The organism is Brachybacterium fresconis, from assembly GCF_017876515.1.
Classification (GTDB): Bacteria; Actinomycetota; Actinomycetes; order Actinomycetales; family Dermabacteraceae; genus Brachybacterium; species Brachybacterium fresconis.
The window spans coordinates 352,960-376,558 of sequence record NZ_JAGIOC010000001.1 but is presented as its reverse complement, the minus strand read 5'-3'; the positions used below and the strand labels follow the sequence as shown (position 1 = coordinate 376,558).

The following is a 23,599-nucleotide window of genomic DNA, read 5'->3' as shown; positions in this document are numbered from 1 at the left end:
CCGGCGGAATAGTGTCCCGCGTGCGGTCGTTGAACCATGAGTCACCACTTCCCGCCCCGGCCCGGCGGCACATCGCCAGGAGGACCTCATGGACCCGACGACCCTGTTCAGCTACGAGCGGCACGTCGACTCGCGCTCCCTGCGCGGGCGAACGCTCCTGGTCACCCTCGGTGCCTTCAGCGACGCCGGCAACGCGCAGGACCTCGTCGACGACCACCTGCTCAACACCCTGCCCAGCCGCGTCGTCGGCCGCCTGGACATGGACCAGGTCTACGACTACGCGGGCCGTCGCCCCGAGGTCACCCTCGAGCTGGATCATTTCGACGACTACCAGAAGCCGGAGATCCTGCTGCACGAGGTCACCGACCCCGACGGCGAGCCGTTCTTCCTGCTCTCCGGTCCCGAGCCGTCGTTCCAGTGGGAGCGGGTCGCCAACGCGCTGCGGATCGTCGTGGACCAGCTCGGCATCGAGCGCACCCTCCTGGTGCAGGGCTTCCCGGCTCCGGTCCCCCACACCCGGGAGCTGCCGGTCACGCGCTTCGCCGGCGATCCGGACTCCATCGAGGTGCGCCGGACGATGCCCGGCACGTTCCGCCTGCGTGCGCCCTTCACGGCGCTGCTCACGCTGCGCCTGGCCGACGCCGGCCACGACGTGGTCGGCCTGGTGGTGCACGTGCCGCAGTACCTCCACGAGATGTCCTATCCCGACGCCGCGATCGCTCTGCTGCAGGCGGTCGGCCAGGAGAAGGGCCCGCACGTGCCGATGGGCGCCCTCGAGACGCAGGCCGGCCCCGTGCGCGAGGCCGTCACCGCCCAGGTCGACGCGCAGGAGCAGCTGCAGGAGATGGTCTCCGGGCTCGAGCAGCGCTATGACCGGATGATCACCTCGGGTGCCGGTGCCGAGGTGCCCACCGCCGACGACATCGCCGCCGAGGTCGAGCAGTACCTGGCCGGATTCGCCGAGAAGAGCGGCGACGCGCAGGGCGAGGACACCGAGGGCGGGGACGACGGCGGCACCGGCGACTCCCCGGGGAACGGCACCCCTGACGCCCCCGGCTCCCCCGACGCCCCCGAGGACGGCTCCGCGCAGAGCTGACCGCTCAGCGCAGGACGACCCGCGCCGTGGGATCCTCCTCCGGCAGCTCGGGATCCACGATCGCGGTGACCTGGATCCCCGTGAGCAGCACGTTGCCCGCGAGGGTGGTCATGAAGGCGGTGTCGGCCGCGTCCTGGCCGGTGGCGATCCGCACCATCGAGGCCCGCGGTGCCAGGTGCGTGGAATCCACCACCACCCAGCTCTCCTCCACCAGCGCCTCGACCACCAGGTGGAAGTCCATCGGGGTCAGGCCCGGCGCGAAGGCGGAGGAGCAGCGGGCGGGCACGCCGCCGGCTCGCAGCAGCGTCGCCGTCAGGTGCGCGTAGTCCCGGCACACCCCCTGTCGGGAGACGTAGGTGCTGCGGGCGGAATCGGTGATCGTGCTGGCACCGGGGACGTAGTCCAGGTGCTCGTGCACCCAGCGGGCGACGGCCTCGACCGCCGCGGCCCCGGTGAGAGAGCCGACGATCTCCTCGGCGATCTTCGTGAACTCGTCGACCTCGCAGTAGCGCGAGGGGCGCAGGTGCTCCGCCGCGTCCGCCTCGCTCGCCACCGGCAGCGGGGCCCGGGTGATGCCACGACCGGCGTAGACGATCTCCACCTGCCCCGCGGGCAGTGAGGTGATCAGGTGCATCCGGTTGCCGAAGCGGTCCCGGGTCTCGCTCACCGGGTGCTCCCGGCCGCCGGCGAGGACGGTCAGGGACTCCTGTGCCACGGGCGCCTCGGAGACGGCGACCAGCAGGGCGATGTCGGTGCCCTCGGCGACCTCGGCCGTCATCCACGCACGCACATGTCTTTCCACTCCCCCAGTGTCCCATCGTCCCGTCCGGAGGCGGGCCACCTTTGCCGCCGCGTGATCTCCGACATAGGGTTGAGCGCATGAGTGCACCGTCCGGTCCGGTCGGCCTCGGCATCATCGGTGCCGGCGTCATCGCCGCCCCGTGACCGCCCCGCCCAGCACCGCACACACCACGGACCACCGCACGAAGGAGACCCGCGTGTCCCCCACCCCCGCAGACCGTCCGCTCGGCGTGGCCCTGATCGGCTACGCCTTCATGGGCCGCGCCCACTCCCAGGCCTGGAGGACCGTCGGCGCTGCCTTCGACGTGCCCGACCTCGCCCGTCGGGTGATCGTCGGCCGCGACGAGGAGGCGGTCGCGGCGGCGGCGCATCGGCTCGACTGGGCCGAGCACGCCACCGACTGGCGCGAGGTCGTCACCCGCGAGGACATCGACATCGTCGACATCTGCGCCCCCGGCTTCCTGCACGCCGAGATCGCGATCGCCGCGCTCGAGGCGGGCAAGCACGTGCTGTGCGAGAAGCCGCTGGCGAACGACACCGCCGAGGCGGAGGCCATGGTCGCCGCCGCCGAGGCCGCGACGGCCCGCGGCCAGGTCGCTGCGCTCGGCTTCACCTACCGCCGCGTGCCCGCCCTCGCCCTGGCCCGGCAGCTGGTCGAGGGCGGCCGGCTCGGCACCATCCGGCAGGCCAAGGCCTCCTACCTCCAGGACTGGCTGGTGGACGAGGACGCCGGGATGTCCTGGCGGCTGCGGAAGGAGACCGCCGGCTCCGGGGCCCTCGGCGACATCGGCTCCCATGCGATCGACCAGATCCAGCACCTCACCGGGCAGCGCGCGACCTCGGTGCGCGGGCGCCTGTCCACGCTCGTGCCGCGACGTCCCGGGCCCCAGGGGATGGAGGACGTCACGGTCGACGACGCCGCCTGGGCCACCCTGGAGCTCGACGGCGGTGCGATGGCGTCCGTGGAGGTCTCCCGGATGGCCGCCGGTGCCAAGAACCGACTGAGCATCGAGCTGTTCGGCAGCCGTGGCGCGCTGCGCTTCGACCTCGAGAGCCCCAATGAGCTCTGGTTCCTCGACGCCACCGTCCCGGTGGCCGAGCAGGGCTTCACCCGGGTCCTGGTCACCGAGCCCGAGCACCCCTATCTCGAGGCCTGGTGGCCGCAGGGCCACGTGCTGGGCTGGGAGAACGCCTTCTCGAACCAGGCCCGGGACCTGCTGGTCGCCATCCGCGACGGAGCGGACGGCGCGAGCGCCGGCTTCGCCCCGGACTTCGCGGACGGCCTCGCGCTGCAGCGCGTGCTGGACGCGATCATCGCCTCCGACGCCGCCGACGGGGCCGCCGTCGCCCTCTGAGACCCCACCCCTCACACCAGAAGGAGCACCATCGCCATGGCTCATCCGCACACCCTGTTCACCGGACAGTGGGGCGACCTCACCCTCGAGGAGGTCGCCGCGCACGCCTCCTCCTGGGGCTACGACGGCCTGGAGATCGCGATCTCCGCCGAGCACCTGGACGCCAGCCGCTGGGACGACGACGACTACATCGCCGACCGCCTGGGCATCCTGCAGAAGCACGGGTTGAAGGTCTGGACGATCTCCCACCACCTCGTGGGCCAGGCCGTCTGCGACGATCCGATCGACCTGCGCCACCAGGGGATCCTGCCCTCGCGGATCTGGGGCGACGGCGATCCCGAGGGCGTGCGGCAGCGCGCCGCGGAGGACGTCAAGAACGCCGCCCGCCTCGCCCGGCGACTCGGTGCGAACACCGTCACCGGTTTCACCGGCTCCAGCATCTGGAAGTACGTGGCGATGTTCCCGCCGGTGCCCGAGGAGGTCATCGACCAGGGGTACCAGGATTTCGCCGACCGGTGGAACCCGATCCTGGACGTCTTCGAGGAGTGCGGGGTCCGCTTCGCCCTCGAGGTCCACCCCTCCGAGATCGCCTACGACTACTGGACCACCCGGCGCACCCTCGAGGCCATCGGGCACCGGGAGTCCTTCGGCCTGAACTGGGACCCCTCGCACATGATGTGGCAGGACATCGATCCGGTCTCCTTCATCACCGACTTCGCCGACCGGATCTACCACGTCCACTGCAAGGACGTGCGAGTGCGCATCACCGGGCGCAACACGCGCCTGTCCTCGCACCTGCCCTGGGGCGATCCCCGCCGCGGGTGGGACTTCGTCTCCTTCGGCCGCGGGGACGTCCCCTTCGACGCCTGCCTGCGGGCGCTGCGCTCGATCGGCTACGACGGCCCGCTGTCGGTGGAATGGGAGGATGCCGGCATGGACCGCCTCCACGGGGCCGCCGAGGCGATCGAGCACCTGAGGTCGCTGGACTACCCCACCTCGGACGCGGCCTTCGACGCGGCCTTCAGCAACCAGGAGTGATGCCCCGATGACGACGAGCCACGACCCCGAGCGCGAGCAGTTCGCCACCACGTTCCAGGCGCTGGGCCCCCAGGCGCCGACGATCCTGCCGGGCTGGGACGCCGCGGACCTGCTCGAGCACCTCTCGGACCGCGAGCGCGACACCCCCGTGGTGATGGCCGCTCGGCTCCCGGGCCCGCTCGGACGCCGAGCGAAGACGGTGCGGGAGGAGCAGCGGGCCCGGCCGTGGTCCGAGCGGGTGGAGAGGTTCCGGCAGGGGCCGGGCCGCTCCCCCGTCGGAGCCGTCGATCGCCTCAGCGGCCAGGGCGAGCTGCTGATCCACCATGAGGACCTGCGCCGTGCCCAGAAGGACTGGGAGCCGCGGGCCCTGAGCGCGGACCAGCAGGCGCAGGCCTGGCGAGCCCTGACGCTGCTGTCCCGGATCAGCGTGCACGTGGCGGCGGACATCAGCCTGGTCTCCCCGCGCGGAGGACTCCAGCTGCGCTCCCGGCGCTCGGCCGGCAGCCTGCGCGTCCACGGCGAGGCGCTCGAGCTGCTGCTCTGGGCCTCCGGGCGCGACGAGGTGGCGCAGGTGCGCGTGCACGGCGACGAGGGCGCGATCCGCGCTCTGGCCGAGGGCCGACGGGGGATGTGACGGCGCGAGCCGTGGCGGACCGGATCCGCCGACGGCTCCCGGTCGCCCCGTCGGGGACCTGCGGAGGCGGTTGCGAGCGTGACTCCCGTCAGCGGCGTTCGAGCAGGAAGAGCCGGGGGTGGTGCCCCTTCTGGAAGAAGCGGTGCTCGCCCACCGGCCGCCAGGCCGTCTCGCGCTCCAGCACCCGCTGCATCCGCGTGATCTCGTGGGTGAGCACCCCGAGCCGGGCGTCCGGAACGCCCAGCTGTGCGGCCCGCGCCAGCAGGTCCGCCAGCAGCTGCTCGTTGTCCTCATGGTCCCCGTGGAGCGTGCCCCAGGGGGGATTCGTCAGCATCCGGGTGAAGCCGGGCTCGAGATCGCTGGTCAGCACGTCGTCGAGGACCCAGACGATGCGACCTCGGCGCCGCGCGGCACGCTGGTGGGCCCGTGCGGCGTCGATCGCCTCCGGATCCCGGTCCACCCCGACGGCGCGGGCGGGGGCCGCGGAGTGCAGCTGCTCGACCAGGAACGTCCCGGACCCGCAGGTCATGTCCAGCACGCTGTCGTCCTCACCCACCTCCAGCAGGTCCAGCACGGTGGCCGCGATGGTGGCATTCACAGCCCCCGGGTAGTTCACGGTGCGCCAGGCGCGGGTGGACAGCGGGCGCGGCGTCGTGCGCAGCAGCACCTGCCAGGTGCCCGCGCCGACCCCGCGCCGCACCCGCACCACCAGGTCGCCGTCCGCGTCGACGGGGATCCCGGCGCTCTCGGCGAGGGCCTCACCGAGCCGCCGCATCTCCGGGGTCCCGGAACCGGCCGCCTCCACCCGCAGCCCGTGGAACCGCTGACGCGGACGCTGCCGTCCGAGGTCCTCCAGCAGCGCGCCGAGGCGCTGCTGGACCGAGGTCTCCAGCAGTTCCCGGGGGCGCCGCGCGGGGACGGTGAGCGAGGTGGAGGCCGCCACGACGCGGCGCAGGCCGCGCACCGCGTCGAGGTCGTCGGTGCTCAGCGTCAGCTCCGTCGGGGACACCTGCCGAGCGGACCCGAGCTCGCGGGCCTCCCGCAGGGCGCTCTCACCGCAGCCGTCGAGCACCTCCAGCACCAGCTCATGCGTGATCTGCGACAACGTCGGCCCCCTGAGTACCGTGTGCGGACATGATTGACGCAGGTTACCGCCCGTCGCGGACCCGGTGATCAGACTCGGGTCGGTAGACTCCCCCTGTGTTCATCGTGAGTGTGTGTTCCCTGAAGGGCGGCGTCGGCAAGACGTCGGTGACCCTGGGCCTGGCCTCTGCCGCCCTCCATCAGGAGGTGAACACCCTCGTGATCGATCTGGATCCGCAGGGTGACTCCACGCTGGGGCTGCTGGGCGAGCCCTCGACGACGATGGATATCGCCGAGGTGCTCTCGTCCCCGCGGACCGAGACGATCGACCGCTCGATCATGCCGACCCCGTGGTCGGCCGGCGCCGCCTCCCACCTGGATGTCATCCCCGGGTCGAGCCGCTCCTCCCACATGGACTCCCCCACCCCCAACCCGCGGGACGTGCGGCGGCTCCGCGAGGCGCTCGAGAAGCGCACCCACCAGTACGACCTGGTGCTCATCGACTGCCCGCCCTCGCTGAACGGCCTCACGCAGATGGCGCTCGCCGCCTCGGACCGATCCCTGGTCGTCGCCGAGCCCGGATTCTTCGCGGTGACGGCGGCGGATCGCGCGCTCAAGCTCTCCACCGAGATGCGGGAGGACGGCATCGCTCCCCGCCTGCAGCCGCTGGGTCTGGTCGTCAATCGCTATCGTCCGCGCTCCGTCGAGCACCAGTACCGTCTGGCAGAGCTGCGGGACCTCTTCGGCGATGCGGTCCTCGAGCCGGTCATCGAGGAGCGCGTGGGGCTGCAGCAGGCCCAGGGCGGTGCCGTCCCCCTGCACCGGTACGAAGGGGCCTCCGGCACGCGGCTCACCGCGGACTTCGACACCCTGCTGGGCACCGTGCTGAGTTCCCGCCAGCACTCCTGAGCGCCCAGCACTCCGGAACGACCAGCACCTCGGAACGCGGAGTGCGGCGCCTCCCGCCGCTTCCCGGTTACATACACCGACACACACAGACAGCGGCGAGCCCCTCCCCGGGACTCGCCGCTGTCTGTGGTGCTGCGGTGGTGGTCAGCCGGCCTGCCGCGAGCGGCGACGGGCCGCCAGCTCGTCCTGCAGGGCGAGGGCCGCGTCATCGGCCGGGTCGACCCCGGGCAGCACGGCCAGGTCGTTCTCGACCTCGCGCCACACCCGGCCGACGGCGATGCCGAAGACGCCCTGGCCGCCCTGGACGAGGTCGAAGACGTCCTCGGCGGACGTGCACTCGTAGACGGAGGCGCCATCGCTCATCAGGGTGATGCCGGCGAGGTCCTCGATGCCGCGCTCCCGCAGGGCGCCGACGGCGACCCGGATCTGCTGCAGGGAGACGCCGGTGTCGAGGAGGCGCTTGACGACCTTGAGCACGAGGATGTCCCGGAAGCCGTACAGCCGCTGGCTGCCGGAGCCGCTGGCTCCGCGGACGCTCGGCAGGACCAGACCGGTGCGGGCCCAGTAATCGAGCTGGCGGTAGGTGATCCCGGCGGCCTTGCAGGCGGCCGGACCGCGGTAGCCCAGCTCATCGGGGGCGTCCACGACGTCATCGAACAGGACGCCCTGCGCGGGCTCGGCGGGCACGGTCGACTGCTCCGTGCGATCGTCGCCAGGAGTGGCGTTCACAGCTACCTCCGGATTCCGGCTCTCCGAGGGGGAAGGATGAGAGCACCTGCCCAGAGTAGCCCGAACCACCCCCGGGGAGACAGCAACGCGCCGCCCGAAGGTCACGGATCCATTGCGCCGACAGGACGTCCCCGACCGCCTCCCGACTGTTTTCCGGCCGTTTCCCGCGGCTCCGCGGGACGGCGCAAGCCCGCTCAGGTCTCCCGGAGCTTCGCGCGCAGCACCGCGGAATGCAGGGTCACCATGGACTCCCCCAGGTCGCGCACGAAATCCTCGGCCTCACCGCGGGCGACGGCGTCCCCGCTGCGCGCGCGTGGTCTGGCGACCGAGCGGATCATGTGCGCCTCGCGCTCGGCGGAGGTGCGCAGCATCACCAGGTGCCTCGGATGCAGGCCCTCGTCGGCCAGGTCCCGCGCGGAGGTGACGATCTCCAGCTCGGCGGTCCCGTAGAACAGCAGCCCCTCGGCCAGCAGCCCGTACTGCTCGAGCTCGGCGAGGAAGTCCTCGTCGACCGCGGCGCGCCGGGCCAGTCCGCGCCGGTCCAGACGCACCGGCTGCGGGGACGAGGTGGGGCCGGGTCGGGACGCGATCGAGGTGACCTCGGAGTCCACGCCGTGCTCGAGCAGGTGCTCCTTGATGACCTTGAGCGGCCAGAAGCGGTCCCGCTGCGCGCGCAGCACGAACAGCAGGCGATCGACGTCCTCGCGCGAGTACTTGCGGTACCCGCTGGCGGTGCGCTCGGGGGAGATCAGCCCCTCGGACTCGAGGTAGTGCAGCTTGGAGTGCGCCAGGTCGGGGAACTCGTCGCGCAGGCTGCCGAGCACCTGCCCGATGCTGAGCCGCGCGGCCCCGGACGAACTCGGCCTGCGCGCTGCGGAGGCCGGCATCCGATCAGGCCGTCCCGTGGAAGGGATGGTACGTGAGCCGGTACTTGCCGATCTGCACGTCCTGACCGGGCTGCAGGCGCACCTCGTCGACGCGGTCCTTGCCCACGTAGGTGCCGTTGAGCGATCCCAGATCGCGCACCAGGAATCCTTCGCCGTCGCGGACGAAGGCGGCATGCTTGCGCGAGACCGTCACGTCGTCGAGGAAGATCTCGCTGGCCGGGTGCCGACCCGCGATGGTGGTCTCGGAGTCCAGGAGGAAGCGCGCACCGAGGTTGGGGCCCTTCCGCACGATGAGCAGCGCGCTGCGCGGGGGCAGGTTCTCGATCGCCCGACGATCCTGCGACGAGAGGCCGGACTCGGCGTCCTCGGACGGGTCGCTCGGCGAGATGGCGCTCAATTTCGACGTGTGGTCGAGATTCTCGTCGTTCCACTCGGTGTTCCCGGACACTCCGCACCCCTTCCTGGCCGTGGCGGGTCACGCTCCGTGCGTGAGCACGATCCCGCCGAACCATCTTCGCACGACGAATGCCGCGAACGGGTCTCTTCGACGTCCCGCAGAGCAGGATTTGACGATCACTTGACCACGCGGGAGTACTCCGGCTCGGACAGCTCCACCGTCGCGTCGATCTGCACGTCCGGCTCGATCGCCACCGCGAGCGTCCCGCCGTCGCCGGTCACCGAGTCCGCGGCGCCGCCGGGGATCCGCAGAGCAGGCTCCATGACCTCCGGATCGCCCACCGCCCGGATCGTGTAAGGAGCGGTGAGGACGGATCCGTCCACGACCAGCCGCCCGTCCGCGGCGGTGGTGATCGAGCTGGAGGCCACCACCCGGACGTCGTCGATCTGGACCACCTCGGCCCCGGCGTTGCGCAGCTCCTGGAGGACGCCGAGCAGGGTCGAGGAGCGCACGCCGCCGGTGGGGTCCGCGATCGAGACCACGATGCCGCGCCCGTGCGCCGGGATGGTCCCGGCGACGATCTCGAGGGTCTCCAGCCGCTGCTGGGCGGCATCGCGGGCGGCGACGTCGTCCTCCTGGCCGGAGCGCAGCGTCTCCAGCGTGCGATCCAGTTCGGAGTTGGTGACCTCGAGGTCGGCCGCATGCCGGCCCGACTCGTCCAGCAGCCGCACCAGCTCCTGCTGGGAGGCCCCCTCGAGGGAGTCGTCCGTCTGCCGCACCTGCGCGGCGATGGACAGCCCCAGCAGCAGGCACAGCACGCCGACGATCAGCTGGGTCCCGGTGGGCCGGGGACGCAGGGTCTCGCGCAGCCGTCTCCGCACGAGCTGCTGCTCCGTGCGGCTCTCCGGGGTGCGGGTGCCCTCGCTCATGACCGGAAGAGCAGACGTCGGATGGCGGCGGCGTTGGAGAAGATGCGGATCCCGAGCACCACGATCACGGCGGTGGACAGCTGGGCCCCGACCCCCAGCTGGTCGCCGAGGAACACCAGGAAGGCCGCGATCAGGACGTTGAACAGGAACGAGGTGATGAACACGTGGGCGTCGAAGGCGCCGTCGAGGCTCGCCCGCAGTCCCCCGGCCAGGGTGTCCAGCGCGGCGACCACGGCGATCGGGAGGTAGGGCTGGAGCATGGCGGGCACGTCGGGCTGGACCACGATGCCCAGTCCGAGGCCGAGGGCCAGGCCGATCAGGGCGATCATTCGGACTCCTTCCGCGACCCGTCGCCGGAGGCGGGGTCGTTGTCGGGGGCGGTGGACGAGCCGTTCCCGGGGGTGCTCGAGCGCGGGGTCTCGAGGGCGGAGGCTTCGTGGAGGGTGCCGACGGTGCGTGCCGGGACCGTGAGCTCCTCGGCGCTGCTCCAGGACAGCTGGATGCCGAAGCGGGTGGAGATCCCCGAGAGGTACTGGCCCGTCTCGCCCGCGTCGACGCCCTCGCGCAGGTCATCGGGGTCCCCGAGGGCGGTGATCTCATATGGCGGGGACAGGGGGCGGAAGTCCACCAGCACCGCGGAGCCGGCGGTGCGGATCGCGCTGGTGGCGCTGAGCCGCTGGCCGTTGACCGCGATCGCCTCGGCGCCGGCGGCCCACAGTCCGTTGACGGCGATCTGCAGATCGCCGTCGGTGACGCGGTTGACGCTCCCGGCCGTGCCCCCGGGGCCCGCCGGCAGCGGGGCGGAGTCCTCGACGGTGAGCACGACGCCGGGCCCGGTCCGGGCCGAGCCCGTCCCGGCGGCCTCGTAGGCGTGCAGGCGCTCGGAGGCCCCGGCATCGGTGTCGTCCAGGACCGCGGCCTGGGCGTCGGCGATCTCCCCCTCGAGGGTCTCCTGCCGGTCCTCCAGCGCGTCGATCTCGCCGCGGGCCTCGATCACCTCCTGCTCGAGCAGGGCGCGGGGGTCGTCGTCCCCGGCTGCACCCTGGCGGAGATCGACGACCGCGACGGCGACGACGAAGCCCAGGGCGAGGGCGAGCAGCACCGTGAGCGTGCGCATGGCCGCGTTGTCCGGCGGGGCGGGCTCGGGGTGGGGATCCTGCTCCCGCAGGGCGTCGACGTCGTACGGATTCGCGGTCAGCGCGCGCAGCAGGGAGGACGGCGAGTACGGGGTCTCGCCGTGGGGCGTCGACCGCGTCGGAGCAGGCATGTGGGCACCCTAGCGCCGGCGGGGCGCCGAGCCGCTCAGACCCGCGGGACCTCGGGGCGCTCGCGCGCGATCGCGGCGAAGTCGGTGCGGCCGGCGTCGGGGTGGCCGGGGGCTCGGGCGAGGATCAGGAAGCGGCTCACGGTGGCGGTCAGCGGGCCGCCGGCCCTCTCCTCCTCCAGGGCTTCGAGCTGCGGGCGGTGGCGGTCGACGTCGAGGTCCGCGGGGGCGTCCCACGGCGACCGGCACAGATACGCGAGTAGGGCCGCCACGTCGTCGAACTCGTACGCGCCGTGGAAGGCGTCGGACCGCTGGACGGTCAGCCCACAACGGTGCAGCTCGTGCACGAAGTTCTCGAGCGTGACCTCCGAGAAGGGCGCCTCGAGCCCGACGGCGTCGCGGATCTCCTGGAGGTCGTCCCCGCCGACCTGCTGGGTCAGGAAGGTCCCGCCGGGAGCCAGGACACGGGCCACGTCGGAGGCGTCGTAGGCCTCGTGCCTGCTGAGCACCAGGTCGAAGGCGTCCGCGGGAAGCGTCTCCCCTCCCCCGGCGCCGAGGTCGAGCACCCGGTCGGACATCGGGGCGAGGTTCTCCACCAGGGTCCGCCAGCTCCACGGCGGCTCCTGCTCGCGGTATCCGGTCAGCGCGCTGACGTCCCTGACGGTGGGCCGCTCGGCCGGCGCGGCGCGCCGGGCGGAGAGGTCCTGTTCGTCGACCATCCGGACCTCCTGCTGCTGGGGGCGTCACGCTCGGGACACGGCTCGTCCCGGTCACTCTGCCACGCCATCGAACCAGAGTGCCGCAGGTCACGCCGCTTCCGATTCGCTCCGGAGGCGACCGGCGGGGTACTGTGTTCCTCGGTCCTCCGGAGACGGAGCACCGCGGTCCTCCTCACTCGGAGGATCTCGGGCTGTGGCGCAGCTTGGTAGCGCACATGACTGGGGGTCATGGGGTCGCAGGTTCAAATCCTGTCAGCCCGACGAACGCCCTGGTGAGAACAAGTTTCTCGCCAGGGCGTTGTCTTTCTTAGCGGCGATGTGACCGCTAGAGTGACCGCTAGAGTCGCGCCGGCTGGAGACCGCACGAGCCTCGGGGTCACCATCACGACGGCGATCGACCTTCGAGTGCCGCACCTGGACCAGGGGCACGCGGGGCGAGCACAGAACGGGGCCGGCTCGAGGCCAGGGCCAGAGTCTCCCCCATGTCCTCTCGTTGCCGCGACTCAAGACCAGGCAGGCCGTCTCGCCCGTCGCAAGGCTGCCCTTCCCGTCGGAGCTCGCACGTGGGGAAGAACTGCGGCAGTGTCGGCGCGGCCACTCTCGGCTGCCGGGGCATCGATAGCGCTGCGCCCTCACGGGTCATCCACTGGGTCACCTCCCACGTACACCTCGAAGTGCCCCTGCACCGCGGCTACCCGTCAGGGCGAGCTGGACCCACGTCGCGGTGGGAAGCCATCCCGCTGCACCGAAACGCATATTTGGCCGTGCGGGCACGATCTGCGGAGTGCTCAAGTTCTATGCGTCAGGCTCCTCCAGCTGATTGCTGAAGAGGTGTCCGGCCCTCTGTTGATAAATTTCGTTTGACACGTGAACTCAACGTCCGATAATGGCGATTACCGGCTCTTCCCGGTTCGTGGTGATGGGGAGCGTCGCGTCGTTGGCGTAGAACGGCTCGTGGTCCTGCTGTGATGGGTGTTGTCAAGACATCCACATTCCAGAGGACCACGAGCCTGTGCACGAGAATACTGGTTCGCAGCGGGATGCTGCGAGCACGATCTTCAACCTGCCCAACTACCGCGTCATCGATGCCGTCGACCTGCCCGATGGCAGCCGGCGGGTGGTGATCGCCTCGACCGTCCCGCCGGGCTGTCCGTCCTGCGGGGCGCTCGCGACGCAGGTCCACTCCCGCCGGATGCAGCAAGTCAGGGACGTTCCCGTCGCCGGGGCGACGGTGGTGGTGTGGGCCAAGCGGCGCTGGTTCTGTCTCGAGCCGGCCTGCGCCCGGGGCACGTTCGCTGAGGCCACCGAGCAGATCCCCCGATACGCCCGCTCGACCACCAGGCTGCGCGATCAAGTCGTCTCGGCCGTGATCACCTCCGGCCGGGCAGCTTCCGAGGTCGCCCGGGCCCACGGCGTCTCGTGGTGGCTGGTCCAGGCCGCCCTCAGCGCCGCTGCCGTGGTCCTGACCGACGTCGAGAAGACGTGCGTGACCCGGCTGGGCATCGATGAGCACCGCTACCGGTCAGTGCGCTGGTTCCGCACCGATCAGGGCTCCTGGAGGCGGTTCGAGCCGTGGATGACGACACTGGTCGACCTGGCCACCGGGCAGGTCCTGGGCATCGTCGACGGCCGCGACAGCGCCACCGTCGGGGACTGGCTCGCCCAGCGCTCCGAGGCCTGGCGGGAGCGGATCGAGATCGTCGCGATCGACCCCTCGGCCGCGTTCCGCAAAGCACTACGGACCTACCTGCCCCGCGCCGCGGTCTCGGTCGACAAGTTCCACCTCGTAAAGCTCGGCAACGACATGGTCACCACCATCAGGCAGCGCCTGGCCCGCACCCACCGCGGTCGCCGGGGCCGCAAGGACGACCCGGCCTGGGCCCACCGGATGCTGCTGCTACGCGGCGGCGACACCCTCACCCCGCGAGCCTGGGAGCGGCTCGAGGACGTGTTCCGCACCGATGACCCCACCGACGAGCTCTCCGCCGCCTGGGGCATCAAGGAGCAACTCCGCCGCCTGCTGGCCACCGACACCCTCGCCCAGGCCTGGGACGAACGGATGCGGATGGGCTACTTCGCCCAGATCGCGAACATGCCCGAGGCGACAAAGCTCTACGACACCGTCGTGGCCTGGTGGGACGCGATCGAGGTCCTCATCGTCACCGGCGCGACCACCGCCCGCGTCGAGGCCGCGAACACCGGCATCAAGAACATCAAACGCACCGGCCGCGGATTCCGCAACGCGGAGAACTACCGGATGCGTATCCTGCTGACCAGCGCCGCGAGAACCGTAGCGTGAACACCCTCCACAGCAGGGTCATTCACCACGAACCGCGAAGAGCCCGATTACCGGACATTGAGCGATCTCGGCACGGAAGTAGCTGTGCAGTGCACAGCCGTAGCATCCCGCCGTCAACCGGCCAGCGGTCACATTCTGCGGGCCGCTCATTTCGATACCACCGAGCAGGAACTGCGTGATCCTCGAAATGCTCATGCGGGTATGGAATGCTCTGACAATGCCAACCGTCCGCAGCACCAAGCCGAATCCCGACGAGCATCTCCCTGTGGCCCTCGCCGCGCGAATCATCGGCATCGACCGGTCCTCCCTCGCGCACCTGATCGATCACGGGCTGGTGCCCCGACTCAACCTCGAGGCCGTACGGGCACTGGCTACCAGTGGCGAGGTCGCCGCGAAGGTCGCCGACGACCCGGGTCATCTTGTGATCCGGATGGACGTCTATCCCACCGTGCAGCGGATCGCGGATATGAGTGACGATGAGCTGGCCCGCATTATCGAAGGGCCGCATCGACTGACCGACTCTGCTGTGGGTCGCAAGGTGCTGCTCTGTGTGCGGTCGTTCGTCATCGCCACGGGGTACGTCGAGACTGTCGGCGCCCCGGTTGTGCAACGCACCGATCGGCGCGGACGAGAGATCATCGCTCGGAGTGTCGAGGTACGTATCGAGCACCGCCTGGACAGTCTCACGGTGCGCCCTTCGAAAGCCGCGGGAGAGGCCCGCCTGCTCGGCCGCCGTGCCCGTGTCGGCACAGGAGGCGTAGTGCTTCCCCTGCAGCCCTGAAGCTTGGGGCAAGTGACTGTAGCGCCACCGCCCTTCCATGCACCTCGTGCACCGGACTCCGATCCGGAGCGCTTCCTTTTCAGCCGCGGGGCCGTCCTGCCACGAGGTACTCGCGCCCACTGCGTCAGTACCCGGACGCGCCGGGATACGAGGAGCAGGAGCCGCCATGACCGTCGTCGCCCAGCACGCCGCACCCCGTCCGCACACGATGCTCGAATATCTCCGCACTGCCGAGTTCAGCGACGACTCCCAGGTCCTCGACAGCCTCGCACGCGCCGACGTGTCCAGCGAGGTGCTGCGCAAGATCGCGCACAACCCCGCCGCCGCCGAGGGCACGCTGGAGCACCTGATCGAGCTCGACGAGCGGTGGCTGACCTTCCCCGTCACCCGCCGCGCTGACCTCTCCCCCGCGTTCATCGACCGGATCGCCCGCCGACTCACCGACCGCAACGCGATCTTCCACGCGTCGTCCGCCCCGAACGCGGCGCCTGAGACGCTCCGGTACCTGGCCGAGCACCCGTCGGCGCCGGCGGCGACCAGCGAAACCGTCACCCGCAGGCTCGGCGCAGAGACTCTCCCCGCCGTGTGATCGGCTGGGGCTCTGGGCCGCCGGGAATTGAGCGCGATAGCGTGAACGTCCCGCGAGGAGGGAGCTCTGCCCACTGGCGCGGAGCACAGGGCGGCCCGGCGGGAGGAGGCGACGTGGCACTAACGCACTACGAGACCCTCGGCGTGCCCCGCGATGCCTCGAGAACCGAGATCACCGCTGCCTTCCGTACTCAGATGCGGGCACTGCACGGTGATGCTGGCGGTGACGATGAGCTCGCCAAACACGTCAGCGCGGCATACAACGTCCTGTCCAGTGCTTCTCGGCGGGCCACCTACGACCGCACCCTGGCAATCCAGGACCCGCCTTCCGCCGCCGAGCCGCCGCCAGCTCCGAATGCCGCACGGCGCCGCGTCTTTCATCCCGAGCACAGAACTGAAGCCGCTCGAATGTTGGATGTCGATCCCACCCTTTGGGACTGGTATATCCCCGTCGATGTGAGCTCATCTGAGACGGACACGAAGACCCCGCGTCGTCGGCACGCCCGCACAGTCCTGCTCGTAGTCGCCTTCCTGGCTTGGGTATTGGCCGGGGCAGCCGCTGCCACAACACTTGGCCTGCCGCTCGCGCGCATCGAAGCACTCTCGACGCCGATGGCGCTTCTGTGCGGAGTGGGAGCTCACCTGGTCTGGTCGCTGCTGGTGATCACGCGGAGCATCCTCCGCCGGTGGGGACTGGTCGGAACCCTCCTCATCACCGTGGCAGGGGCCGTGTGTATCTACCTTGACGCTGGCACGCCGCTCCCCATGCTCGGCAGCCCGCTCTGCCTCATCGCAAGCATGCTCACGACCTGTGCATCCTTCGGCGTCGTGCTGTCCCGCTCTTCGCGGGAGGACGGGATCATCGACTCCTCGTTCATCACGCAGGTCGGCGCTACGTCGATTGGCTCCCGCAGTGCTGACATCGAGCGACTGCTCAGCGCGCTGACAGGCGCATTCGGCCACCGTGACGGCGCGCGCGTGATCCTGCTGCCTGACCGGGTGACTCCTCGTGCCGGCGTTTCCCTGGTGCGGTCACAGGTCGCCATCGTCGTCGGCCGGTCCGTGCACCTGATCGCGGTACCGCCGCTCGGCGCCGACGGCCTGGAGATCGCCGGATCCGAGATCATCAGCGACGGCCAGGTCCATTGCAACGTCGTCCGCGACGAGGTGCAGGCACTCCAAGCTCGCTATGGTCGCGGCTCCGACGTTCACGGATACATCGTGCCCACGAAGCTCTCAACCGCCCCGACGGAGATCGAGATGGCGGGCGACGTCTCGTTCGGCTCGCTCAGCCAGGTCCTCGATGCGATCGGGACCGACGCCGGACCAAGCCTTGATCGGCCCCACACGTTGTTCCGGCACCGGGCGCTGGAGTCCATGTCGCTACTGGTCTGAGGGAATGCGGCGCGGCCATCGGCCCCATGGTGAGTGTGGTTCGCTCCGCTATTGAAGGCGACGGAAGGCCGAGACGCCGGTAGGTTGCCGAGATGACACTGACGCTGATGTGTGGACTGTCCTTCTCGGGTAAGAGCACCTTGGCAGCCCGATTGGCTGAGGGTCTACCTGCGAGCGTGATCAGCCTCGACCTCATCAACGAGGAGCGCGGCCTATACGGCGGCCAGGGCATTCCGTGGGAGGAGTGGGCAAAGACGAACCAGATCGCCCACGAGCGTGGCCAAGCGCTACTGGAGGCAGGTCACCACGTCGTCGTAGACGACACCGGTTCGCCGCGCTTCATTCGCGATGGATGGCGGGCTGTCGCGGAGAGGTCCAACGCGCCGTTCGCGCTCGTCTGGGTGCAGATCGGCGCTGACCTGCAAAGCGAACGCATTCGCGTCAACAGAAGATCTCACGATCGCCACGACGTCACGGACTCTGTCCTGCAAGAACATCGCGCGAGTTTTGAACCTCCGACCGACGAGGACGCACTGGTCATCGATGCCGAGAGCACAGCAGACCCCGAGCAGGTCGCGGCGCTCGCACACGAGCTGAGCTCCCTTCGAGTTCCCTAGATGTGATGTCCAGAGAGGTTGTTGATCCTGCTGGCGGGTGGGGCTCCGATCGCGGAGTGGATCCGGTGGTGATTATAGAAGTGCAGCCATCCGGGCAGCGCGGCCCTGCGTTCGGTCTCTGACGTGTAGAAGCGGGCGTAGGCCCAGCCGTCGGCGAGCGTGCGGTGGAATCGTTCGATCTTCCCGTTCGTCTGAGGCCGGTAGGGCCGGGTCCGCTTGTGCGTGATCCCGAGTTCCGTGCAAGCATCGCGCCAGGCCCCCGACCGATAGGCCGAGCCGTTGTCCGACAACACCCGTTCGACACTCACCTCGTGCTCGGCGAACCATGCGACCGCGCGCCGCAGTACCCCGACGGCGGTCTCCTTGCGCTCATCGGAGTGCATCTCGAGGTAGGCAACCCTTGAGTGATCATCGATGACGGTATGCAGGTAGCCGACCCCGAGGCGCGGCTGATAGCGGTAGTTGCGGGTGCCTTCGCGGTCCGAAGTCGCCGCTCGATGTTTCAGTCCCTGCTGTCGTCCAACGAACCGGTGCCTGCCACCGTCAGGGATACGACCGAACTTCGTGACGTCGACGTGGATCAGCGACCCTGGATGGTCGTGCTCGTATCGGCGGATCGGCTCGCCGGTGACCCGGTCGATGCGACTGAGCCGGTTGATCCGGCAGCGCACGAGAACGGCATGGACCGTCGACGCCGCGATGCGGAGCTCGCCGGCGATCTGCACGGGCCCGAGCCGTCGACGCCACCTGGCCTTGACGATCCGCTTCACCATCGCCGGCGGCGTTCTGGTCGGCATCGAGTGGGGCCGGCTGGATCGATCACGCATTCCGGTGGGGCCCTCGGCCCGGAAGCGAGCCGCCCACTTCCGGGCCGTTGGCGGCGAGACCATGAACATCTTCGCCGCGACAGCGACAGGCCAATGCTCCTCGACGATGAGTCGAGCCAGCCGCAGACGAGCGCGCGGGGTCAGAGCGGCGTTAGCGTGGGACATGAGAAGGCCTCCTGTGTGCGTGAAGCGGTTCCTAGACTGTCAACGGTCAGCGGGATGTCCCTGTGGGCGGTCAGCAGATCTCCCTGTCCGCGGACAGTTCATCTCGCTGTCCGCGGTCAGTTGATCTCCCGGCTGATTAGGTCAGTGGGACGACGCCGTGTCCGGCGGTGGCTTCGGCCAGGCGCATCGAGGTGCCCTCGGTGGTGATGACGTGGGCGTGGTGCAGGAGGCGGTCCACGGCCGCGGTGGCGAGGGTCTTGGGCATGAAGCTGTCGAAACCGGAGGGATGAAGATTGCTGGTCACGGCCAGGCTCCTGCGCTCGTAGGTCGCGTCGACGAGTCGGTAGAAGGCCTCGGCGGCAGCCTGCCCTGAGGGCAGCATGCCGATGTCGTCGACGACGATCAGGTCGGCGCGGGCGATGCGGGCGATGACCTTGCTGATGGAGCCGTCCACGCTGGCCCGTCCGATCGCGGCGGTCAGCGACTCCAGGGTGAACCAGGAGACCCGCATACCGGCATCGATCACCTGGTGGGCGAGGGCCTCGACGAAGTGTGTCTTCCCGGTCCCGGAGGGTCCGCTGATGGCGAGGTTCTCGGCGCGGTGGATCCATTCCAGGGTGGCCAGGGCCGACTGGGTCGGGGCAGGAATCGAGGAATCTTTCTCGCGCCAGGTCTCGAAGGTCTTGCCGGCCGGCAGTCCGGCGCTCTTGCGGCGCATCGCTTTCGTGGCCGCGTCCCTGCCTCGGACCTCCTCAGCGAGTAGCACGCGAAGGACCTCGGTGGGGTCCCAGCGCTGGGACTTCGCGGTGGCCAGCACGTCCGGGGCCGCAGCTCGCAGATAGGGCATGCGCATGCGCTTCAGAACTGCGGTGAGATCCTCGGGCAACGGCGGCGCGAGCATCGTCGTGGTGGCGGTCATCGGGTGTGCTCCTTGCGGGTGGTGGTGAACCCGGCCCAGCTGGTGGTGCCGGGCTGGATGGAGTAGGTCTCGTCGGCGATCACGAGGTCGGCGGCAGTGGCACCGCTGGCGTGGTGGTCAACGATCGTGGCGAGGTCGCCCTCGGCGAAGCGCCCTGCCGCTGCGGCGATTCCCAGCGCGGCATCGACGGCCTCGGTGCCGACCAGGGCGGCGAGTTCAACAGCGGCGGCCATCTTGGCTCGGATCCGCACCGTCCCGGCCGCGGAGGCTTCGATCAGCCAGGCCTGCGCCCCGTCCCCGAGGGCCAGGAAGTCGCGCTCGGCGCTGTTGCGGGCCCGCGGCCGCAGTAGGCGTGGCGCGCCGGCGGGGTCCTGGGGGTGGTCGGGATAGTGGGACAGGTCGATCCGCGGGGTCCCCGGAGTCGAGAGCTGGTGGCGGGCGACCTCGACCAGCCCGCTCCGCCCGCCGGCCCAGTCTGGGACTCGTGGCAGGGCGTCGAGGTCTGCGATGACCACCAGCTCCATCCCAGCCGCACGGACCCAGACCTCGGCCCCGACCAGGCCCGGCGGCGTGGAGTAGCGCACCGACCCGAACCGCACCGTCTGATCGGTATTGACCATCCGGGTCTGGCCCAGCGCCATCGTGTGCGGAGCAGACGGCAGCACATGCAACCGGGCACGCTCCTCGGCCAGCGCCTCGGCGGGGATCCGGGCGGACTCCCGGTGGCGGCGCTGATTGACCTTCCCCATGAATGCCTCGCAGGCGGCCTCGAGCTCGGCGAACGAGGCGTAGTCGGAGCGCAGGTTCGCGTCGGTGGGCACCACGTCGGCCTTGGCGATCTTCACCGTCGATTCGGTCCCGCCCTTGGACTCCGGATCGAACGGGACACAGGTATGGACGCCCATGCCGTAGTGGCGACCGACCTCGACGATCTGCGGGTGGCGGACCGGCACCCCGGCCACGTGATCGATCGAGACGGTCTTGGGATTGTCGGTCAGCACATAGGTCGGCACCCCGCCCAGACGCCGTAGCGTCGCGTCCAGGCACGTGATCAGCGTCGGCAAGGTCTGGTCCCAGACCGGGATCACGACCCGGAACCTCGAAAAGGCCAGCCAGGCGCAGAACAGCCACGTCCGCCGCAGCGTCCCGTCCGGGCCGGGGACCTTCGGGCCCTCGCCCCAGTCGAACTGCAACCACAAGCCCGGCTCGGTGATCCAGGGCCGATACGTGCGCTGACGTCCGGCCCGCCACGCCGCCTTGACCCGCGCGACCGCCCGCCGGGTGGTTCGCTCGGTGCCCTCGAACCCCAGCGAGACCAGCCGCTCGTGGACCACATCGGCGCGGACCTTGCCGCTGGACCGGTCGACCCATTCCTCGATCTTGGGTAAGAACCCATCGAGCATCCGTGGCCGCCGGCCCGGCCCCGTCACCGGGGCTCCAGCGTCACGGGCGGCGACGTAGCGCCGCACTGTCTTCGCATCCACCCCCGCCAGCGGCGCGGCCGAGTGCGCACTTCCCGTCGCGTCGAACGCTTCCAGAATCTCCATGATCTCCCTGTCAGACTTCTTCATGCGTCCCTCCGGTGGAACCTGCTCGTGGTGGTCGAAGACCTCGAGCAAACCCCGGAGGGACGCGCATCTCGGGACCGACACGACCCCGACCCCATCGCCACAGACAGGGAGATCAACTGTCCGTCAGCAGGGAAGTCCGTGTCCGCCTAAAGGGAGACTGACATGTCCGCTAGCATAGACAGCTCCACTCTCGCAACAGGAGGCCTTCGCCCGTCAGCAAATCACCCGCGAGTCACGCAACAACGTCCCTGGACATCACACCTAGATGTACTGATCGGGGACGTTGATTAATCGCGAGAAGGGCGGCTGGTTACCGCAGGCCGTGTGGGGGGGGGGTGGTGTCAAAGCGTGGAAGCAACATGGGGTTCGCCGGCAAGTAGTCGGGCGAAGGATTCTGTCGGTGTCAGGAAGCCGAGTCGGCGTCGGGGTCGGTTGTTGATCTCTTCGGCGATGGTGGTGAGGTAGGGCTGGTGGTCGGGGATCACGGTGCCCTTGGGGAGGTACTCCCGGTAGAGCCGGTTCGTGTTCTCGTTGGACGGCCGCTGCCAGGGCGAGTGGGGGTCGGCGAAGTAGACTGGCATGTCCGTGGCCAGGGAGACCTTCGCGTGCTGCGCCATCTCGGAGCCCTGGTCCCACGCCAGCGAGGACTGCATCATCCGGGGTAGCTCGGTGAAGTACTCGATGACCGCGTCCGCCGTGCCCTCGGCGTGTTTGGAGGGTAGGGCGAGCAGGCCGGTGAACCCGCTCATCCGTTCCACCAGGGTCGCGGCGCACGAGCTGCCGTTCTTCCCGATGATCAGGTCGCCCTCCCAGTGCCCCGGCACCCGCCGCTTCGCGGCGTCCTCGCCCCGTTCCGCGATCGGGACCATCCCCACGATCGGCCCGCCCCTGGTCCGGCCGGTGGTGCGGGGCCGGCGCTTGGTCCGCTTGGACTGCAGAAAGATCCCGCGCTTGGCGAGTTCCCCGCGGGGGATCGCGTAGATGTACTGGTAGATCGCTTCTCCGCTGACGGTGCGGCCCTGAGCGTCGGGAGAGTTCGCCATGCGGTCAACGGTCGGGTCTGCGGCCTCCAGACGCAAGCGACCCGCGATCTCGTTTGGCGTCCACGACGCCGCGAGGTCGGCGTTCACCCTGGCCTCGAGCACCGGATCCTTCGCAACCTTCCGGACCTGTGGACGCGAACGCTGGCGTTGCGCTTTCACGTCCGCGGTCACGGCTTGGTAGCCACGTGTCTTCGTCGAGTTCCGTCGCATCTCCCTGGAGACCACTGACGGGCATCTACCCAGGTGAGAAGCGATTCGACGGACTCCCCACCCGGCCTTCGATCCCGTCGAGATCTCCATCCGCTCCGCGAACGTGAGCCGCCGCCGCACCATCCCAGGCCTCCTCGCCTCGAGCCCCCACCGACCGGGAGTGTTGCTACGACGCTATGACACCACCCTCGTCCTACTCCTCTGGACAGACGCTTCTGCATCGCCTGTCCATGGCACTTGGGAGATCACCGCACGCGGCTACGACCACGTTTTCGACGGTGACCTCACCATCGAGATCGCCGAGCCCGTAGACCTGGATTCTGTGCTTCGGTCGGTTCTAGAACTCCCCGAGAAGTAAGAGCTCGGCCGCGCATCTCCGGCGCGAAGGCGAGACACTGTCTGCATGACGAATCGGGGCCAGCCACTGACAGTTGAGAGTGCTCGAACGGGTCTCCAACGGGTGCCCGGAAGGAGCCCGTGTCGGCGTGCACCGTCTACTACCTTCCTGACCTCGGGCAAGTAGACGTCGGCAGACGTCGGGACTGCCGAGCGATTGATGTTCGGGCTACGACGGAGATTGCTGAAGCGCGCTACGCGCGGACGACGGCTTTCACGAGTTGTCGCGATCCGCCTCTTCCTCGGGGGCAGCGGTGGCGCGATAGTCCTCGTCGGTGAGCGCGGCGGTGAAGATGTCGGGGTCGATGATCTCGTGGGGCACGGGGCGTCCATCTTCGACGGCGGAGGCGTAGGAGAGCCAGCCGTACATCATCGACAGCGGGAACTCGTCGTCGTTGCCGCAGTAGCTGCGTCGGCGCCACAGCGACCATAGGACGATCGACTGGGCGATGTCGGCGATGACGGCGTCGCGGCGGGACTCAGTCCCTTTGCGGAGCTCGGTGAGGGTGAACTGGCCGTCTTCGCTACTAGCCGCACAGGCGGCCATGACCCGGGCAGCGCCGGGCGGCATGGGGTCGGCGATGGCGATGAGGTTGATGTCCAGCAGCAGCCGTTCGCGATCCCATTCGTCCTCATCCTCGGGCACGAAGGTCACGTCGCTGCCGTCGCGGAAGGTGCCGAAGCCCGGGTGCGGGTTCCGCCAGGGGTCCGACGGCGGCAAGGTATCCAGGATCGTGGCCGTCACGCCGGTGGCCCACGCGATGGTGAAGGTGGGGGTACGGCGGGTCCATTCGCGGAAGCGGCGGTCTATGTCGACGCGGGTCGTCATGGGCACGAGGGGGTCGTGCGCGGCGGCGGCCCACTGGGCGAATGTGCGCCGGCGCGAGGTTGCTTCCTCGCGTGTGATCTCCATAATTCCGCCCGTCGTCCGCTCGAACTGCATCAGG

25 protein-coding genes and 1 tRNA gene are annotated in these 23,599 nt (G+C 69.8%); 11 read left to right on the top strand and 15 right to left on the bottom strand.

Annotation, left to right across the window (positions count from 1 at the left end):
* The first annotated feature begins 88 nt into the window (after positions 1 to 88).
* Complete coding sequence (locus tag JOF44_RS01700) at positions 89 to 1,096, top strand: PAC2 family protein (protein ID WP_209886559.1); 1,008 nt, start codon at positions 89 to 91, stop codon at positions 1,094 to 1,096.
* A gap of 4 nt (positions 1,097 to 1,100) precedes the next feature.
* Here JOF44_RS01700 and JOF44_RS01695 read toward each other — a convergent pair whose 3' ends face one another.
* Complete coding sequence (locus tag JOF44_RS01695; RefSeq protein ID WP_342591634.1) at positions 1,101 to 1,898, bottom strand: transglutaminase-like domain-containing protein; 798 nt, start codon at positions 1,896 to 1,898, stop codon at positions 1,101 to 1,103.
* Between the two features lie 196 nt (positions 1,899 to 2,094).
* On the opposite strand from JOF44_RS01695, the gene JOF44_RS01690 reads away from it, so the two are divergent.
* The 3 genes from JOF44_RS01690 to JOF44_RS01680 are packed head-to-tail and all read left to right on the top strand — an operon-like array spanning position 2,095 to position 4,924.
* Positions 2,095 to 3,252, top strand: coding sequence for a Gfo/Idh/MocA family protein (locus JOF44_RS01690; RefSeq protein ID WP_209886556.1), 1,158 nt, complete (start codon positions 2,095 to 2,097; stop codon positions 3,250 to 3,252).
* A 36-nt stretch (positions 3,253 to 3,288) separates the two neighbouring features.
* Entirely contained in the window at positions 3,289 to 4,290 is a 1,002-nt protein-coding gene (locus JOF44_RS01685) for a sugar phosphate isomerase/epimerase family protein (protein WP_209886553.1), read from the top strand.
* Positions 4,291 to 4,297: 7 nt separating this feature from the next.
* A complete protein-coding gene (locus JOF44_RS01680; RefSeq protein ID WP_209886550.1) occupies positions 4,298 to 4,924 on the top strand; it encodes a TIGR03085 family metal-binding protein in 627 nt (208 codons plus the stop codon).
* An 88-nt stretch (positions 4,925 to 5,012) separates the two neighbouring features.
* Here JOF44_RS01680 and JOF44_RS01675 read toward each other — a convergent pair whose 3' ends face one another.
* Complete coding sequence (locus JOF44_RS01675; RefSeq protein ID WP_209886548.1) at positions 5,013 to 6,029, bottom strand: methyltransferase; 1,017 nt, start codon at positions 6,027 to 6,029, stop codon at positions 5,013 to 5,015.
* Between the two features lie 95 nt (positions 6,030 to 6,124).
* Here JOF44_RS01675 and JOF44_RS01670 point away from each other — a divergent pair, with 95 nt between their 5' ends.
* Entirely contained in the window at positions 6,125 to 6,916 is a 792-nt protein-coding gene (locus tag JOF44_RS01670) for a ParA family protein (protein WP_209886545.1), read from the top strand.
* 144 nt (positions 6,917 to 7,060) lie between these two features.
* On the opposite strand, the gene JOF44_RS01665 is transcribed toward JOF44_RS01670, so the two are convergent.
* The 7 genes from JOF44_RS01665 to JOF44_RS01635 all read right to left on the bottom strand — a co-directional run bounded on the left by JOF44_RS01665 (position 7,061) and on the right by JOF44_RS01635 (position 11,841).
* Complete coding sequence (locus tag JOF44_RS01665) at positions 7,061 to 7,645, bottom strand: MerR family transcriptional regulator (protein WP_209886543.1); 585 nt, start codon at positions 7,643 to 7,645, stop codon at positions 7,061 to 7,063.
* Between the two features lie 194 nt (positions 7,646 to 7,839).
* Positions 7,840 to 8,532 carry a transcriptional regulator FtsR gene (gene ftsR, locus JOF44_RS01660; protein WP_209886540.1) on the bottom strand — a complete coding sequence of 231 codons (693 nt, stop codon included), beginning with the start codon at positions 8,530 to 8,532 and terminating at the stop codon, positions 7,840 to 7,842.
* 4 nt (positions 8,533 to 8,536) lie between these two features.
* Positions 8,537 to 8,980 carry an FHA domain-containing protein gene (locus JOF44_RS01655; protein ID WP_209886537.1) on the bottom strand — a complete coding sequence of 148 codons (444 nt, stop codon included), beginning with the start codon at positions 8,978 to 8,980 and terminating at the stop codon, positions 8,537 to 8,539.
* Positions 8,981 to 9,105: 125 nt separating this feature from the next.
* The gene (locus JOF44_RS01650) at positions 9,106 to 9,858 is read right to left on the bottom strand and encodes a DUF881 domain-containing protein (protein ID WP_209886534.1); all 753 of its coding nucleotides are present in this window, start codon (positions 9,856 to 9,858) and stop codon (positions 9,106 to 9,108) included.
* Positions 9,855 to 10,187: a small basic family protein gene (locus tag JOF44_RS01645; protein WP_209886531.1), complete on the bottom strand. Its 333-nt coding sequence runs from the start codon at positions 10,185 to 10,187 to the stop codon at positions 9,855 to 9,857. Before JOF44_RS01645 ends, JOF44_RS01650 begins: the two co-directional genes overlap by 4 nt.
* Positions 10,184 to 11,125, bottom strand: a complete 942-nt coding sequence (locus JOF44_RS01640; protein ID WP_209886528.1) for a DUF881 domain-containing protein — start codon at positions 11,123 to 11,125, stop codon at positions 10,184 to 10,186. The genes JOF44_RS01645 and JOF44_RS01640 overlap by 4 nt, the downstream gene beginning before the upstream one ends.
* Positions 11,126 to 11,160: 35 nt before the next feature.
* Positions 11,161 to 11,841: a hypothetical protein gene (locus JOF44_RS01635; protein WP_209886525.1), complete on the bottom strand. Its 681-nt coding sequence runs from the start codon at positions 11,839 to 11,841 to the stop codon at positions 11,161 to 11,163.
* Positions 11,842 to 12,028: 187 nt separating this feature from the next.
* Between JOF44_RS01635 and JOF44_RS01630 the strand changes: the two genes are divergently transcribed.
* Together JOF44_RS01630 and JOF44_RS01625 are read left to right on the top strand one after the other, a co-directional pair.
* Positions 12,029 to 12,102 (top strand) — tRNA-Pro (locus JOF44_RS01630).
* Between the two features lie 751 nt (positions 12,103 to 12,853).
* Entirely contained in the window at positions 12,854 to 14,140 is a 1,287-nt protein-coding gene (locus JOF44_RS01625; protein WP_209886266.1) for an ISL3 family transposase, read from the top strand.
* An 18-nt stretch (positions 14,141 to 14,158) separates the two neighbouring features.
* On the opposite strand, the gene JOF44_RS01620 is transcribed toward JOF44_RS01625, so the two are convergent.
* Positions 14,159 to 14,335 carry a hypothetical protein gene (locus JOF44_RS01620; RefSeq protein WP_209886522.1) on the bottom strand — a complete coding sequence of 59 codons (177 nt, stop codon included), beginning with the start codon at positions 14,333 to 14,335 and terminating at the stop codon, positions 14,159 to 14,161.
* A gap of 22 nt (positions 14,336 to 14,357) precedes the next feature.
* Here JOF44_RS01620 and JOF44_RS01615 point away from each other — a divergent pair, with 22 nt between their 5' ends.
* From JOF44_RS01615 to JOF44_RS01600, 4 genes are all read left to right on the top strand, one after another.
* Positions 14,358 to 14,921 (top strand): hypothetical protein, encoded by a 564-nt coding sequence (locus JOF44_RS01615; protein WP_209886519.1) that lies wholly within the window; start codon positions 14,358 to 14,360, stop codon positions 14,919 to 14,921.
* 166 nt (positions 14,922 to 15,087) lie between these two features.
* Positions 15,088 to 15,510 (top strand): hypothetical protein, encoded by a 423-nt coding sequence (locus JOF44_RS01610; RefSeq protein WP_209886516.1) that lies wholly within the window; start codon positions 15,088 to 15,090, stop codon positions 15,508 to 15,510.
* 113 nt (positions 15,511 to 15,623) lie between these two features.
* Positions 15,624 to 16,904, top strand: coding sequence for a J domain-containing protein (locus tag JOF44_RS01605; RefSeq protein WP_209886513.1), 1,281 nt, complete (start codon positions 15,624 to 15,626; stop codon positions 16,902 to 16,904).
* Between the two features lie 92 nt (positions 16,905 to 16,996).
* The gene (locus JOF44_RS01600) at positions 16,997 to 17,521 is read left to right on the top strand and encodes a P-loop nucleotide/nucleoside kinase family protein (RefSeq protein WP_209886510.1); all 525 of its coding nucleotides are present in this window, start codon (positions 16,997 to 16,999) and stop codon (positions 17,519 to 17,521) included.
* On the opposite strand, the gene JOF44_RS01595 is transcribed toward JOF44_RS01600, so the two are convergent.
* The 5 genes from JOF44_RS01595 to JOF44_RS01575 all read right to left on the bottom strand — a co-directional run bounded on the left by JOF44_RS01595 (position 17,518) and on the right by JOF44_RS01575 (position 23,595).
* Entirely contained in the window at positions 17,518 to 18,513 is a 996-nt protein-coding gene (locus JOF44_RS01595) for an IS481 family transposase (protein ID WP_209886507.1), read from the bottom strand. The genes JOF44_RS01600 and JOF44_RS01595 overlap by 4 nt on opposite strands.
* Positions 18,514 to 18,649: 136 nt before the next feature.
* Entirely contained in the window at positions 18,650 to 19,432 is a 783-nt protein-coding gene (gene istB, locus JOF44_RS01590; protein WP_209886504.1) for an IS21-like element helper ATPase IstB, read from the bottom strand.
* The gene (istA, locus tag JOF44_RS01585) at positions 19,429 to 21,003 is read right to left on the bottom strand and encodes an IS21 family transposase (protein WP_209886501.1); all 1,575 of its coding nucleotides are present in this window, start codon (positions 21,001 to 21,003) and stop codon (positions 19,429 to 19,431) included. Before istA ends, istB begins: the two co-directional genes overlap by 4 nt.
* A gap of 341 nt (positions 21,004 to 21,344) precedes the next feature.
* Entirely contained in the window at positions 21,345 to 22,379 is a 1,035-nt protein-coding gene (locus JOF44_RS01580; RefSeq protein ID WP_209886499.1) for an IS30 family transposase, read from the bottom strand.
* 487 nt (positions 22,380 to 22,866) lie between these two features.
* Complete coding sequence (locus JOF44_RS01575) at positions 22,867 to 23,595, bottom strand: hypothetical protein (RefSeq protein ID WP_209886496.1); 729 nt, start codon at positions 23,593 to 23,595, stop codon at positions 22,867 to 22,869.
* Positions 23,596 to 23,599 lie beyond the last annotated feature (4 nt).

Bases quoted from the DNA above. Each gene is read 5' to 3' on its own strand.
- JOF44_RS01700 (WP_209886559.1), top strand. From the start codon at position 89: ATGGACCCGACGACCCTGTTCAGCTACGAGCGGCACGTCGACTCGCGC.
- JOF44_RS01685 (WP_209886553.1), top strand. From the start codon at position 3,289: ATGGCTCATCCGCACACCCTGTTCACCGGACAGTGGGGCGACCTCACC.
- JOF44_RS01680 (WP_209886550.1), top strand. From the start codon at position 4,298: ATGACGACGAGCCACGACCCCGAGCGCGAGCAGTTCGCCACCACGTTC.
- ftsR (WP_209886540.1), bottom strand. From the start codon at position 8,532: ATGCCGGCCTCCGCAGCGCGCAGGCCGAGTTCGTCCGGGGCCGCGCGG.
- JOF44_RS01650 (WP_209886534.1), bottom strand. From the start codon at position 9,858: ATGAGCGAGGGCACCCGCACCCCGGAGAGCCGCACGGAGCAGCAGCTC.
- JOF44_RS01645 (WP_209886531.1), bottom strand. From the start codon at position 10,187: ATGATCGCCCTGATCGGCCTGGCCCTCGGCCTCGGACTGGGCATCGTG.
- JOF44_RS01640 (WP_209886528.1), bottom strand. From the start codon at position 11,125: ATGCCTGCTCCGACGCGGTCGACGCCCCACGGCGAGACCCCGTACTCG.
- JOF44_RS01635 (WP_209886525.1), bottom strand. From the start codon at position 11,841: ATGGTCGACGAACAGGACCTCTCCGCCCGGCGCGCCGCGCCGGCCGAG.
- JOF44_RS01620 (WP_209886522.1), bottom strand. From the start codon at position 14,335: ATGAGCATTTCGAGGATCACGCAGTTCCTGCTCGGTGGTATCGAAATG.
- JOF44_RS01615 (WP_209886519.1), top strand. From the start codon at position 14,358: ATGCCAACCGTCCGCAGCACCAAGCCGAATCCCGACGAGCATCTCCCT.
- JOF44_RS01610 (WP_209886516.1), top strand. From the start codon at position 15,088: ATGACCGTCGTCGCCCAGCACGCCGCACCCCGTCCGCACACGATGCTC.
- JOF44_RS01600 (WP_209886510.1), top strand. From the start codon at position 16,997: ATGACACTGACGCTGATGTGTGGACTGTCCTTCTCGGGTAAGAGCACC.
- JOF44_RS01595 (WP_209886507.1), bottom strand. From the start codon at position 18,513: ATGTCCCACGCTAACGCCGCTCTGACCCCGCGCGCTCGTCTGCGGCTG.
- istB (WP_209886504.1), bottom strand. From the start codon at position 19,432: ATGACCGCCACCACGACGATGCTCGCGCCGCCGTTGCCCGAGGATCTC.
- istA (WP_209886501.1), bottom strand. From the start codon at position 21,003: ATGAAGAAGTCTGACAGGGAGATCATGGAGATTCTGGAAGCGTTCGAC.
- JOF44_RS01580 (WP_209886499.1), bottom strand. From the start codon at position 22,379: ATGGTGCGGCGGCGGCTCACGTTCGCGGAGCGGATGGAGATCTCGACG.
- JOF44_RS01575 (WP_209886496.1), bottom strand. From the start codon at position 23,595: ATGCAGTTCGAGCGGACGACGGGCGGAATTATGGAGATCACACGCGAG.